Annotated in this window: 14 protein-coding genes; 11 read left to right on the top strand and 3 right to left on the bottom strand. The window is 34.3% G+C overall.

Annotated features, from left to right (window positions below; all coding sequences use genetic code 11):
- The first annotated feature begins 7 nt into the window (after nt 1-7).
- The 11 genes from AACZ92_RS09450 to AACZ92_RS09400 all read left to right on the top strand — a co-directional run bounded on the left by AACZ92_RS09450 (nt 8) and on the right by AACZ92_RS09400 (nt 10,767).
- The gene (locus tag AACZ92_RS09450) at nt 8-529 is read left to right on the top strand and encodes a curlin repeat-containing protein (protein ID WP_339700266.1); all 522 of its coding nucleotides are present in this window, start codon (nt 8-10) and stop codon (nt 527-529) included.
- A 10-nt stretch (nt 530-539) separates the two neighbouring features.
- On the top strand, nt 540-1,313 hold the full coding sequence (locus tag AACZ92_RS09445; RefSeq protein WP_339700263.1) for a CsgE family curli-type amyloid fiber assembly protein: 774 nt from the start codon (nt 540-542) through the stop codon (nt 1,311-1,313).
- A gap of 4 nt (nt 1,314-1,317) precedes the next feature.
- On the top strand, nt 1,318-1,722 hold the full coding sequence (locus AACZ92_RS09440) for a curli production assembly/transport component CsgF (RefSeq protein ID WP_339700260.1): 405 nt from the start codon (nt 1,318-1,320) through the stop codon (nt 1,720-1,722).
- 12 nt (nt 1,723-1,734) lie between these two features.
- Complete coding sequence (locus tag AACZ92_RS09435) at nt 1,735-3,102, top strand: CsgG/HfaB family protein (protein WP_339700257.1); 1,368 nt, start codon at nt 1,735-1,737, stop codon at nt 3,100-3,102.
- Nucleotides 3,103-3,131: 29 nt separating this feature from the next.
- Nucleotides 3,132-4,655: a carboxypeptidase regulatory-like domain-containing protein gene (locus tag AACZ92_RS09430; RefSeq protein ID WP_339700254.1), complete on the top strand. Its 1,524-nt coding sequence runs from the start codon at nt 3,132-3,134 to the stop codon at nt 4,653-4,655.
- A gap of 90 nt (nt 4,656-4,745) precedes the next feature.
- Nucleotides 4,746-5,927 (top strand): AIR synthase related protein, encoded by a 1,182-nt coding sequence (locus tag AACZ92_RS09425; protein ID WP_339700252.1) that lies wholly within the window; start codon nt 4,746-4,748, stop codon nt 5,925-5,927.
- A gap of 22 nt (nt 5,928-5,949) precedes the next feature.
- Complete coding sequence (locus tag AACZ92_RS09420) at nt 5,950-7,068, top strand: DUF3078 domain-containing protein (RefSeq protein ID WP_339700249.1); 1,119 nt, start codon at nt 5,950-5,952, stop codon at nt 7,066-7,068.
- Nucleotides 7,069-7,374: 306 nt separating this feature from the next.
- Entirely contained in the window at nt 7,375-7,887 is a 513-nt protein-coding gene (locus tag AACZ92_RS09415) for a hypothetical protein (RefSeq protein WP_339700246.1), read from the top strand.
- A 152-nt stretch (nt 7,888-8,039) separates the two neighbouring features.
- Nucleotides 8,040-9,116, top strand: coding sequence for a peptide chain release factor 1 (gene prfA, locus AACZ92_RS09410; protein ID WP_339700243.1), 1,077 nt, complete (start codon nt 8,040-8,042; stop codon nt 9,114-9,116).
- 66 nt (nt 9,117-9,182) lie between these two features.
- On the top strand, nt 9,183-10,001 hold the full coding sequence (pyrF, locus tag AACZ92_RS09405) for an orotidine-5'-phosphate decarboxylase (RefSeq protein WP_339700240.1): 819 nt from the start codon (nt 9,183-9,185) through the stop codon (nt 9,999-10,001).
- Nucleotides 9,991-10,767, top strand: coding sequence for a helical backbone metal receptor (locus tag AACZ92_RS09400; protein WP_339700237.1), 777 nt, complete (start codon nt 9,991-9,993; stop codon nt 10,765-10,767). The genes pyrF and AACZ92_RS09400 overlap by 11 nt, the downstream gene beginning before the upstream one ends.
- 2 nt (nt 10,768-10,769) lie before the next feature.
- Here the strand turns inward: AACZ92_RS09400 and AACZ92_RS09395 are convergent, their stop codons facing one another.
- The 3 genes from AACZ92_RS09395 to AACZ92_RS09385 all read right to left on the bottom strand — a co-directional run bounded on the left by AACZ92_RS09395 (nt 10,770) and on the right by AACZ92_RS09385 (nt 12,805).
- On the bottom strand, nt 10,770-10,952 hold the full coding sequence (locus AACZ92_RS09395; protein WP_339700235.1) for a Lacal_2735 family protein: 183 nt from the start codon (nt 10,950-10,952) through the stop codon (nt 10,770-10,772).
- Between the two features lie 124 nt (nt 10,953-11,076).
- The gene (locus AACZ92_RS09390) at nt 11,077-11,787 is read right to left on the bottom strand and encodes a DUF4197 domain-containing protein (protein ID WP_339700232.1); all 711 of its coding nucleotides are present in this window, start codon (nt 11,785-11,787) and stop codon (nt 11,077-11,079) included.
- A 94-nt stretch (nt 11,788-11,881) separates the two neighbouring features.
- Nucleotides 11,882-12,805 (bottom strand): T9SS type A sorting domain-containing protein, encoded by a 924-nt coding sequence (locus AACZ92_RS09385; RefSeq protein WP_339700229.1) that lies wholly within the window; start codon nt 12,803-12,805, stop codon nt 11,882-11,884.
- Nucleotides 12,806-12,965 lie beyond the last annotated feature (160 nt).

Raw genomic sequence — 12,965 nt, 5'->3', positions numbered from 1 at the left:
TATTATTATGAAAAAATTAACAAGTACTTTTATTATTATGTTGTTTGTGAGCGCGATATCGTTTTCGCAAACGTATAAGAATGAAAAAACAGAAAGTCAGAAAACTGGAGAAGAGCAAATGGCAACTCCAGAAATCTTTAAATCCTTGGGGATTGACAATAGCGTTAACCCTAGAAATGCTGCATTAACCGACAATTCGGTTTTTATAAGGCAAGTTGGGGAAGGCAATCGCGCTGCTATAAGCGCTGCTACAAATGCCAGTGAGATTAATCTAACACAAAACGGTTTTCAAAATGGAGTCGATTTAGATTACACCGCTAATACGGTTGTAGCAGATTTACGCCAAAACGGAAATTATAACTTTATAAAAGATTATGTATACGATCCTACGGTAGATGCCTCATTAGAATTAACACAAGATGGTGACGGGAGTTATTTTGAACGCTTTGGTACTAATGAAATAACAAAATCATTGAAGTTTAGGCAAACCGGAAATTCCCCCGATATTATTGTCAGAAGCTTTCAATAAACAATAGATTTTGAAATTAAATACCTTTTTTATAATTACATTTTTTCTATTTGGCTTTATACCTACAGCATCCCTTCATGCTCAATTTTATAATAAAGAAGTAAAAGCTGAGATTTTTGTTGAAAAATCTAGTGAATTTACAACCTTCAAGGCATCGGCAGAAAATCTAACTCCTTCAGATTATCCGTTGCAATATGATTTTATGGTTTTTAAAACCGATGCTAATGGCAATACCACAAAAAGTAGTCAAGCAAACGATTTTTTTATAAAAGGCAACGATAAAATACTGCTTGCCCAAGTAAACATAAATTATAATGATGACGGTAAAATAATCATTGCGTTGCTAATCTTCGATAAGGATGGCAAACCCATTGGTAAAGACCGAATAGTTCTAAAAGATGGCGGTAAATCTGAATTAGATTCTGCACGCGAACAAAAGATTGCTACATCACAAGATCAGGCCAAACCACAAGATGGCTTTGTAATAAATGGATTGGTTATAGAAAATACTTTAACAAAAGCCGGTAGGGACTTTTATAGATATTTTTACTCTGAATATTTTAATAGGGGAATCATATCTGCTAAAAATATTACCATTGATGAAGCACCAGGACGAGGTCGTACCACAAGAGTTAGTGTTAAAGTTGGTGATGATTTAGTATGGCAATTTTTCTCCCAGCCTAGAAAAGAATTTTTAAAGGAAATGGCAAGTACTGCATTAAATCGTTCAATTGCTTATTTGCAAAGACTTCAACAACAAAAACAGCAAATTACTAGATATTGATATTATGAAATACCCAATCTATTTATTACTTATGTTTTTTACTTGTGCTTTAAGTGCACAGCAATTAACCTACGAACCTATAAACCCTGCATTTGGAGGCGAAACATTTAACTATCAGTGGATGTTAAGCTCTGCCAGTGCTCAAAATGGGTTTACGGCACCTTCAAATGCCAGCGCAGATCAGTCAGATTTGGATCGATTTGGAGAATCATTGAATAGCCAGATTTTAAGCCAAATATCAAGAAGTTTATTGCAGCAACAACTTGAAGGTATTGGCGACCTTACCCAACCTGGTACTTTTTCTTTTGGTACCCTCGCTATCGAAGTGTTTGAATCTGGAGAGGGATTAGTAATAAATATACTCGACACTTCCAACGGAGAGCAAACTCAAGTAATAGTTCCTAATTAACCAAATATACATATGTTTAAAAAAATTACATTGGTTTGTATAGCCTGTATTGCTTTGAGTTCTTGCAGTACTTACTTTAACCAACCTTTACAACAAACACCATCAAGAGTTGGTGAATTCTCAAAATCTACACAAACTTTATTAGACCTTCCAGAAGCCGCTGATCCTGTTGAAGTTGCTGTGTATAATTTTAGTGACCAAACTGGACAATATAAGCCCGTTGAAAATGGGAGTACTTTTAGTACTGCCGTAACTCAAGGAGCAACCACAATATTGATAAAAGCATTGGAAGACTCTGGTTGGTTTATCCCAATTGAACGAGAAAACCTAAGCAACCTATCCACTGAACGGAGCATTATAAGGAACACCAAGCAGGAATACATTAAAAATCTAAATCCAAATGAACCACCATTACCACCTTTGTTATATGCAGGACTTTTATTAGAAGGTGGAATCGTTTCGTACGATACTAATATAGTTACCGGTGGTATAGGGGCTCGATATTTTGGCATTGGCGGATCATCAAGGTATAGACAAGACCGAATCACCATATACTTACGTGCGGTTTCCACTAGTAATGGGGAAATTTTAAAAACCGTATATGTTTCAAAAACAATATTGTCACAATCGTTGGATGCAAGTTATTTTCGTTTTGTAAAATTTCAGCGCCTGTTAGAGGCTGAAACTGGGATCACACGTAATGAACCATTACAAATAGCCGTTAAAGATGCAGTTGAGAAGGCTGTACATGATTTAATTGTTGAAGGGATAAAAGAACGCTTTTGGTCAACAAAAGAGGGTGCTGAAACCAATAAACAATTAGTTGAAAATTATACCAAAGAAAAAGAAGAAGAAGAGTCTATTGAGCTGTATAATAGAGTTTTCAAAAAACGAACAGCCAGAAGTAGCTTAAGTTTGTCGGGAGGAATTTCATTAATCGATGCTGATTACGCAAAAAGGAATGCAGGTTTCTTAACTCGTTTAGAATATCAAGGAAATATTACCGAAAATCTAGGGTATGGTTTGTCTACTTCTTTTATGCAATTAGATAGTGGTGAGCAATTTTCAGATACCTTTAGTGACCTGAATTTAAGCGCTTACTTTAACATATTGCCTGATGACGATTTATCTCCATACATTTATGCCGGAGCGGGTGGAGTTTTTAACGTTAGTGGTGCATCAAATAAAGAAAAAGATACCTTTTTTAAAATGCATTATGGAGCCGGACTAAAATATTACCTTTCACAAAGAATAGGTTTAAAGCTTTTTGCAGAGCATAACCTAGTGTTCAGTGATGAGCTGGACCATACGATAAATGGAAAAAGAAACGATTTTTATTATAACTTCGGTCTTGGCCTTGATTATTATTTTGATTTTTAGAAGAACGTAAACACAAAGCAACCTAGAAGATGAAAACTAAATACTATTATATCTATTGCCTGTTATTATTTGTTGCACTATATAGTTGTAATGAAGATACCTTGGAAATTGAACGAAAAGGATCGATAATAGGGACCGTATTAGATAAAGAAACCGGTGACCCCTTGGAGAACGTACAGGTATCTACAAATCCTGCCTCTTCAACGGCAATAACAGATGAAGACGGGAATTTTTCCATTTTAGACATTTTAATAGATGATTATTCAGTACAGGCAGAATTAGAAGGATACAGGACTGGTTTTGAACCAGTAAATGTAGTAGAGGGTGGTGTTTCTGAAGTAGTAGTCAACCTTGAACTAAGCGATGCAGATAATCTACCGCCTACACAACCAGAATTGGTTTTTCCTGAAGATGGTGCCGAAGAGGTTGAGCTTGAAGTGCAATTTACTTGGGAAGCCTCAGACCCTGAAAACGACGATATATTTTATACCTTAAAACTCCGTAATGGGGCTACTAGTGAAATGCAAGAATTTGAGGTAGAAAAAGATACATTTTTCACTGTTGACAACCTTCAATTAGCAACTAATTATTTTTGGCAAGTATCTGCTAAAGATGAGGATAGTGATCCTGTAGAGTCCGCTATTAGTGAATTTAGAACATTGACAACACCTAATAATCCTTACTTTTTTGTGAAAAAAGAAAATAACAATAATGTTATTTATTCAGGGAATTCAGATAGTGATACCATAACAAATACCGTAGATCAAAACCTATTTAAGCTTACTAGTGAAAACGCTAACAGTTTTAAGCCTAAAAAAAATAATACATTACAGAAATTGGCATTTTTACGTACTGTTGGTGGAGACGCACATTTATTTACTATGAATTTAGATGGTACGGATGTTAATCAAATAACATCTAATGTACCCGTGGCAGGTTTCAGACAAGAACAAATTTCATACACGTGGTCTAATGATGGTGCTTTTTTATACTACCCCTATTTTGATAAGTTATACAGAATAAATAATGATGGTAGTAACCGTACCTTAGTGTACCAGACTACAGATGGTTCTTTAATTTCTGAAATTGAAATTCCTGAATTTGATACTGATCTGCTATTACTTAAAACAAATGATAACCAGGGGTATAATGTGCGTATTTACACTTATCGATTGTCAACAGAAGCTGAAGAAACAGTTGTGCTTGAAAATGTTGAAGGTGCTGCAGGAGCTATAGATATTACAGCAGATGGAGATTTAATATTATATTCAAAGGACACTTCAAATTCAGAAAATCAGGTTTATCGGCAGTTTGAGGCAAGGATGTTCTTGTACGATGTGGCTTCATCTGGACCTGCAACAACAATCGATACCGACGTTGTTTCTGGAGAGAATGAATTGCAATGTCAATTTTCACCTAGTGAAGGAGGTGTAATCTTTACAAGAGTGGCTAGTAATTTTAGCGCTAAGCCAAAAATATTCTCATTAATATTTGGTGGAGATATAGATGATGATGAACTTTTTACCGAAGCCTCCATGCCCAATTGGGAATAAAGTTATAAATAAATCAATTTAATTAAAAAAGCGTCCTGTATTTCCGGGACGTTTTTTATTACTTATTTTTGCAGTTGAAAATATATTGCTATGAGTGAAGAAGTTTCAAAAAGATATGCAAAACGAGGTGTTTCAGCTTCAAAAGAAGATGTACACAAGGCTATTAAAAATGTGGACAAGGGATTATTTCCTAGTGCTTTTTGTAAAATAGTGCCAGATTACCTTACAGGAGATGATGATTACTGTCTGGTTATGCATGCAGATGGGGCTGGAACAAAATCTTCTTTAGCATATATGTATTGGAAAGAAACTGGAGATGTATCTGTATGGAAAGGGATTGCTCAAGATGCGTTAATTATGAACTTGGACGACCTTCTTTGTGTGGGGGCCACCGATAATATTATGCTCTCTTCTACTATTGGGCGAAATAAAAATATGATTTCGGGTGATGTGATTTCAGCAATTATTAATGGCACGGAAGAACTTATCTCAGATCTTAAAAAACATGGTGTTTCCATCCACTCTACGGGTGGTGAAACGGCAGATGTTGGTGATCTGGTTCGTACTATTATTGTTGATTCTACGGTAACTGCAAGAATAAAACGTAGTAATGTTATTGACAATGCAAATATTAAATCTGGTGATGTTATTGTTGGTTTGGAATCTTTCGGTCAGGCTACTTATGAAACTGAATATAATGGCGGTATGGGAAGCAATGGATTGACATCTGCAAGACACGATGTGTTCCATAACTATTTAGCAAAGAAATATCCAGAAAGTTTTGATGCTTCAGTACCAGAAGATTTGGTGTATTCTGGTTCAAAAAAATTGACCGATCCAATAGCCGAAACCTCTCTAGATGCAGGTAAATTAGTATTGTCTCCAACCCGCACATATGCTCCTGTTATTAAACAAATACTATCACAATATACCAATGAACAAATTCATGGGATGGTACATTGTAGCGGTGGAGCACAGACTAAAATTTTACATTTTATAGAAAATCTTCATATTATAAAAGACAATTTATTTGAAGTACCACCTCTATTTAAACTTATACAACAAGAAAGTAAGACGGATTGGAAAGAAATGTATCAAGTTTTTAATATGGGTCACCGTATGGAGCTATATGTTCCAAAAGAAATAGCTTCAGATATAATTAAAATTTCTAAATCTTTTAATATTGACGCACAGATTATTGGGCGTGTAGAAGCTTCAGAAGAAAAGAAATTGACAATAAACACATCTCAAGGTAGTTTTACGTATAAGTAAAAAATTACTTAATATTTTTTTGATGATGCGATTTGCAATTATTTTATTGTTAATGCTACCTATAGTTGGGTTGGCACAAGAGGATAGCGAAAGGGGATACGTTTTTATGGTTAACACACTCCATACTGCAAATCCAGTATATTTTCATACTCCAGTTCCTCAAGAAGAGAAAAGAGATCCTGTTTTAGCTGTTAATAGTTTGCAAAGTAAAAGGCCTGTTTTTTTTCGAGTTCCTTTAAAACCTAAGCCTATTAAAAGAAGTAGTGTGTACGGTTTTGTGAAACCTACTTTGTGGGGCTCATATAATAGAATTGGTGTTAATGTTAGTGAAGTAGCTTTTGTAAATTGGAATGCTGGTGGTGTGAGTTCTGTTTCAGGTTTACTGAATGTAGATTTAAAGCGAACCTACAAAACCAAAAACACGCGTTGGAAGAATGAGCTATTTGCCAAATACGGTATCAATAAACAAAAGGAATTGGGGGTGCGAAAAACAGAAGACATCATAGAGTTAAATAGCTCTTATGGATATCGAAAAGATACCTTAACCAATTTATATTATACTGCAAAGCTACGTTTTGCAACTCAATTTTCTAATGGATATGAGTATCCAGACACCTCAAACGAAATTTCCACGGTTTTCTCTCCCGCCTATCTTTTCTTGGGGATCGGAACAGAGTACGGTGCTAATGATGGTAACCTGTCTGTTTACCTCTCTCCATTGACAGTAAAATCTACAATAGTTTTAGATCAAGAATTGGCAAATAATGGTGCTTTTGGTGTTACTCCGGCAGTTTTAAATGATCAAGGTGATGTAATAGAAGAAGGTAAAAATTTGCTTACCCAGATGGGTATTTTGATTACCAGTGAATATAAAGCTGAAATATTTAAAAACGTCAGTCTTTCAAATAGAGTGACCTTATATACTGATTACTTAGACGATTTTGGTAACATAGACATTGATTTGCAAACAGAGTTTAACTTTCAAGTAAATCATTTTATAGTTGCTAATATTGGCTCTCATTTCAAATATGATAATGATGTAAAAATGACAGTGGAGAATGAAGAAGGAGAGCTAATCGAACAGGGGCCTATTGCACAATGGAAACAGCAATTGGGAATCGGTATAATAGTCGAGTTATAATTTTAATCTATTAAAAACCTAATTAAAGGTTTTTTCGTAGATTAAATAAGTTTAACTAACTTTTAACCACTCAAAACCAAATTATGATTTCTCATTACTTGCCTAGCAAGTACGTCAAGCTAACTATTGTTGCTGTGATGCTACTTGTAATAAACATCCTTGTTGTTCAATATTTTGAAATTGATGAAAGCCGAATTTTACGAGTAGCTTCAGTATTCTCCTTGCTTTTGTTTTTCTTTTATTACAAATCTTATTCAGAAAAATTAATCCTTTTTTGCACTTGTACTATTTACAATCAGGGATATCATGATTTTAGATTATGAAAATGTTTTTTTTAAAACTGTTTCTTTTATCTTAACAATTGTTGCATACTCTTCCATTTTATTACTAACTATTAAAAGACTTAAAATTTCAAAATCTACTCCAATAATAATATTGTTAGTTACTATACTTATTTTTTTAAATGCTTTTAATGTGTACTACCTTTCTGATATTATAAAAAGCGGTTTGGATAACCAATTGCAGTTCGTCTTGTTTTTTATTCAAGGTGGGGTGTTAATATTGCTAGGTTTTGCTGCTTTTATGTATAATGAACGTTTCCAAGGTAAAACACCTTTAATATACCTATATATGGTATTGTGTTTTGTGCTATCAGATTGTTTTGGTTTAGGGGCTTATTTTTATGAGGCACAATTGGCTTATTTCCCCGAACGCGTTTTCTATCTTTTAGCCCTTGTTTTCTTGGTCAATTTTGCACTAAACACAAAAACACAAAAAGAAGAGGGGATTTTACTTACCGAAAAAGAATACATTCTCTAAATTTTTAATGTAATCAACAAAACCATATATTGTTCTTGATGTATTTGTGTTAAAAAAAATATTTCTTTGATTTCTATACAAAAGAAATATTCTTCAAATTATCGTAAATTTGTATTCTCTTGCTCCAACGGCAGGTTATTATAAAAAACAATATGTTAGAGAAACTTCAAATAGTAAAACAACGATTTGATGAGGTAAGTGACCTTATTATTCAACCAGATATAATCAGCGATCAAAAAAGATATATTCAGCTAAATAAGGAATATAAAGATCTTAGATTGTTGATGGATAAACGAGAACGGTATCTTACCCTTACTAATCGTATTGAAGAAGCCGAAGAAATTATAAAAGAAAGCGGCGATGATGAAATGATTGAGATGGGTAAAATGCAGCTGGAAGAAGCTCAAGAGGAATTACCAAAATTAGATGAAGAAATTAAATTTCTTTTAATTCCTAAAGATCCAGAAGACTCTAAAAATGCCGTTATGGAAATTAGAGCCGGTACAGGTGGTGATGAAGCAAGTATTTTTGCAGGAGACTTATACCGCATGTACACTAAATATTGCGAAAGCAAAGGCTGGAAAGTAAATACTGTCGATTACAGCGAAGGTACTAGTGGTGGTTTTAAAGAAATTCAAATGGAAATTGAAGGTGATGATGTTTATGGAATCTTGAAGTTTGAAGCAGGCGTACACCGAGTACAACGAGTACCACAAACCGAAACACAAGGACGAGTGCATACCAGTGCTGCAACAGTTATGGTATTTCCTGAAGCAGAAGAATTTGATGTGGAAATTGATCCTAAAGATGTTCGTATTGATTATTTCTGTTCTTCTGGACCTGGTGGCCAATCTGTAAACACAACTTATTCTGCAGTACGTTTAACGCACGAACCAACTGGTTTAGTAGCGCAATGTCAAGACCAGAAGTCTCAGCATAAAAACAAAGAAAAAGCATTTAAAGTACTTCGTTCTAGATTATATGATATGGAGTTGGCGAAGAAACAGGCCGAAGATGCAGCAAAAAGAGGCTCCATGGTAACTAGTGGTGACCGTAGTGCTAAAATTAGAACCTATAATTATTCACAAGGACGTGTTACTGATCACCGCATTAACTTAACATTATACGATTTAAGTAATATTATTGATGGAGATATCCAGAAAATAATAGACGAACTACAAATGGTGAGCAATACAGAAAAACTGAAAGAAGCGGGAGAAACCTTTTAGTATTTTTTTAATTAAATAGATTTATTTTTCTCTCCCTTTGGGAGAGATGCCGAAGGCAGAGAGGTCATGACAACACAGCAGCTAATTTCAGAAATATACAAGAAAAAGTCATTTTTATGCATCGGGTTGGATGTCGATTTAAATAAAATCCCAAAGCATTTATTAAAGGAAGAAGATCCTATTTTTTCTTTCAATAAAGCTATTATTGATGCTACCCATCACTTGGCGGTTGCCTATAAGCCAAATACAGCTTTTTATGAAGCCTACGGAATTAAGGGGTGGAAGTCGCTCCAAAAAACTATAGAGTATTTAAATAACAACCACCCAGAAATCTTTACCATTGCCGATGCTAAGCGAGGTGATATAGGGAATACCTCTTCCATGTATGCTCATGCTTTTTTCAATGATTTAGGTTTCGACTCGCTAACGGTGGCTCCTTATATGGGGAAAGATTCAGTAGAACCCTTTTTAGCTTTTGAAGACAAGCACACGGTATTATTGGCTTTGACCTCTAACGAAGGAGCTTTCGACTTTCAAACAAAGAAGATAGATTCTGAAGAAGTGTATAAAACCGTTTTAAAGACCTCAAAAGGCTGGAAAAACTCGCAAAACTTAATGTACGTGGTTGGAGCAACCAAAGCAGAGTATTTTTCAGAAATACGAAACATAGTTCCAGACAGCTTTCTGTTAGTGCCGGGAGTCGGTGCACAAGGAGGTAGTTTGACCGAAGTCTGTAAATATGGAATGAATAAAAATATAGGGCTGTTAATTAATTCTTCTAGAGGTATTTTGTATGCTTCAAATAATTCAGATTTTGCTGAAGCTGCTCAAGCTGAAGCTGAAAAGTTACAACTGCAGATGCAAAAGCTAATGCATGCAGTTTAAGGACCAAATAGGAAATATCATTTCACTGCCCATAACTCCTAAGAGGATTGTTTCTTTAGTGCCTTCTCAAACTGAATTATTGATAGATTTAGGTTTAAAAGAAAACCTAGTTGGAATCACCAAATTTTGTGTACACCCTAAAAATTTAAGGAAAGAAATAAAAGTAGTAGGAGGTACTAAAAGCTTACATTTTGATAAAGTGGAAGCAGTTAAGCCAGATTTAATAATTTGCAATAAAGAAGAAAACACTAAAGAAATGGTAGTTGAACTTCAGAAAATTGCACCAGTTTGGGTAAGTGATATTTTTTCTATAGATGATAGTTTAGAAATGATTAAAAGAATAGGTTCAATGTGTGGTGTGGAAGATATTGCGACATCTATTTGTTCAAAAATCATTTCTGAAAAAGAAGATTTTTTAAATTTCGTAAAAGATAAACCTACTAAAAAAGTAGTCTATGTCATTTGGAAAAAACCTCTAATGATAGCAGGTAAAAATACCTTTATTAATGAATTGTTAGTGCTCAACAATTTTGAAAATAGTTACGAAGACGAATCCTCACGATACCCAGAAGTGAAAAAAGACTTTTTAAAACAAGCTGATGAAATTTTATTGTCAACAGAGCCTTTTCCTTTTAAAGAAAAAGATGCTATAGCTTTGAGTAAAGAGCTAGATAAAAAAGTTTCGATAGTAGATGGGGAGTATTTTAGCTGGTATGGGTCAAGACTTATAGAAGCCTTTTCATACTTTAAAAGCCTACACTCTTAAGTTTATTTCTCTGCGTATTGATATCGAAGTGATTTTATTTGTTCAAAAACCGCTTCGGCTTTATCATGAATATAATCGCTTTTTTCTTTATCCTTTAATGCGATTTCATAAGATTTTCGCATTAAAAATTTATATCGTTTTTTTAACTTATCGAGCTTCGTTTCTCTTTTAAACCAATTCATCATAACTGCTATCTTTCATGTTATACAAAAGTAGTTGTGATAATAAAAAAGTGCTGTTAGTGTTAGGTTAATTCTATCACAATTGTTTATTGTATAGATAATAAAGGCGTTAATACCTTAACAGATGTTAATCTTGGAGGGCAAAAACTTGTCTTAGTAATGTAGTTGTTCTAGATTGGACAGAGTTCCTGATTTCCTTTTCTTCAACTCCAATCATAGTATAAACACCTTTTAAAGCTTCGTTTGTTACATAGTCGGTAAGGTCTGGGTTTACTTTGTTTACAAAAGGGACGGAATTGTATTTTGTAATGATATTTGTCCAAATTCTATCAGCACCGACTTTTGAAAATGAGTTTTTAATTACAGGATTAAATTTAGCATATAATTTAGAATTCGTTCTGTTTTCTAGATAACTAGTAGCGGCATTGTCTGAACCTAACAGAATGTTTTTTGCATCATTAAAAGTAATTTCTTTTACTGCGTTTACGAAAATTGGTGTAGCCTCTTTAACAGCATCTTCAGCTGCCCGGTTCATCGCTTTTAGTCCTTCATCGGCTAAGCTTCCTAGTCCGATATCTCGTAAGGTTCGATCCACTTTTTGAAGCTCTTCTGGAAGTAGAATCTTTACTAATTGATTTTTATAAAAACCATTCTCTTTAGTTAATTTGGTAACTTGTTTATCAATACCAAAGTCTAGGGCTTGACGCAATCCATTAGCAATCATAGTGGGATCAGTACCCATTTGACCAGTAGGCAGCGTGTTGACGACGTTTTGAAGTTCGGCGCAAGAAACCAACATAAATATTGAACAAAACAAAGCTATTTTCTTATAAAGCATAGGAGCGTGATTTTTATTTAAAGTAAAGATATAAAAAAGCCCTTCAATCCTGATATAAATCGGGAGAAGGGCTTTAAAAAGTGATTAATTAAAATTATTTAATCACTTTAACTGTTTTAGAAGCACCATCTATAGTTACTTGTACTAAGTAAGCACCAGAAGAAAGAGCGCTCATATCAATACTTGGAGAAATAGCATCCGGTTGAGCCGTAAGTACTGTTTTACCAAGAACATCATATACAGTTACATTGTTTACTGCAGCAGCAGACTCAATGTTTAGTACATCTTTAACTGGGTTAGGGTATACGCTAAATACATCTGCAGCGAAATCGCTTGTACTTAATACGCCAACTCCAGCAGTTACATTATCCACATAGAATAATGAAAATTCACTTGGCGCAAAAAAGTCAATACCACCTAAGTAAGGTGCTGTTGGTTCATTAAATTCTGTTCCTGCTGGTATGGCTTCGGCGCCGTCAACAAATAATTGATACTCTCTATCATCAAGGTCAAAAATAATTTCTACCTCAAACCAAGCATCGTGAGGAAAAGACCAAGTAAAAGTAGCATCAGCTGTTTGTCCCTGTCCTGGAGTTGCGTTGTCTGGGTTAAAGTAGTGATCTGTTAATAAAAAACTATTAGCATTAGTTTGATCTGGCGTTATCTCCCCTTGAATATTAAAAAAGCCTTCTTGACCTGTAGGTATGTACATTTGCCATTTTAAAGTGTAAATTCCAGAATTGGGTTGAGACTGCACCAGATATAATTGATCTTGTGGTCCTCCACCTGATTGACCAGGGCCTATAACCACAGATTGAAATCCTGAAACAGCTTGGTCAAAAGTTACTTGACCTTCTTCAGCGCCACCTTCTTCACCAGACCACGTTCTCCAATCATCAGATTGTGGCGAAATATCTCCTATGGTGTAAGAATCGATATCATCGAATTGTTCAATTTGTGCAGTGCCTGTAAAAGCAAATGCGCACAATGCAAAACCTAATAAGTAAATTTTTTTCATAATGTTAAAATTTTAGTTGTTTTAAAGTTTATTTATGATAGTAGCAATATACAAAAATATTATAATTATTACTAATTTACTAAATTTTTCTTTTTTTGTTACCTATCTTATGAAAGCCTTTTATTGTTGGCTTTTTCGTAAATTTGTACTTTAAAAAAAA

Source organism: uncultured Marixanthomonas sp., from assembly GCF_963974425.1.
Lineage (GTDB): Bacteria > Bacteroidota > Bacteroidia > Flavobacteriales > Flavobacteriaceae > Marixanthomonas.
Note: the sequence above shows the minus strand (reverse complement) of the source record. Positions and strands in the feature narration are given on the sequence as shown.

Coding starts and splice junctions, on each gene's coding strand:
- AACZ92_RS09430 (WP_339700254.1), top strand. CDS start 3,132: ATGAAAACTAAATACTATTATATCTATTGCCTGTTATTATTTGTTGCA.
- AACZ92_RS09435 (WP_339700257.1), top strand. CDS start 1,735: ATGTTTAAAAAAATTACATTGGTTTGTATAGCCTGTATTGCTTTGAGT.
- AACZ92_RS09425 (WP_339700252.1), top strand. CDS start 4,746: ATGAGTGAAGAAGTTTCAAAAAGATATGCAAAACGAGGTGTTTCAGCT.
- prfA (WP_339700243.1), top strand. CDS start 8,040: ATGTTAGAGAAACTTCAAATAGTAAAACAACGATTTGATGAGGTAAGT.
- AACZ92_RS09395 (WP_339700235.1), bottom strand. CDS start 10,952: ATGATGAATTGGTTTAAAAGAGAAACGAAGCTCGATAAGTTAAAAAAA.
- AACZ92_RS09415 (WP_339700246.1), top strand. CDS start 7,375: ATGATTTTAGATTATGAAAATGTTTTTTTTAAAACTGTTTCTTTTATC.
- AACZ92_RS09440 (WP_339700260.1), top strand. CDS start 1,318: ATGAAATACCCAATCTATTTATTACTTATGTTTTTTACTTGTGCTTTA.
- AACZ92_RS09420 (WP_339700249.1), top strand. CDS start 5,950: ATGATGCGATTTGCAATTATTTTATTGTTAATGCTACCTATAGTTGGG.
- pyrF (WP_339700240.1), top strand. CDS start 9,183: ATGACAACACAGCAGCTAATTTCAGAAATATACAAGAAAAAGTCATTT.
- AACZ92_RS09385 (WP_339700229.1), bottom strand. CDS start 12,805: ATGAAAAAAATTTACTTATTAGGTTTTGCATTGTGCGCATTTGCTTTT.
- AACZ92_RS09390 (WP_339700232.1), bottom strand. CDS start 11,787: ATGCTTTATAAGAAAATAGCTTTGTTTTGTTCAATATTTATGTTGGTT.
- AACZ92_RS09400 (WP_339700237.1), top strand. CDS start 9,991: ATGCAGTTTAAGGACCAAATAGGAAATATCATTTCACTGCCCATAACT.
- AACZ92_RS09450 (WP_339700266.1), top strand. CDS start 8: ATGAAAAAATTAACAAGTACTTTTATTATTATGTTGTTTGTGAGCGCG.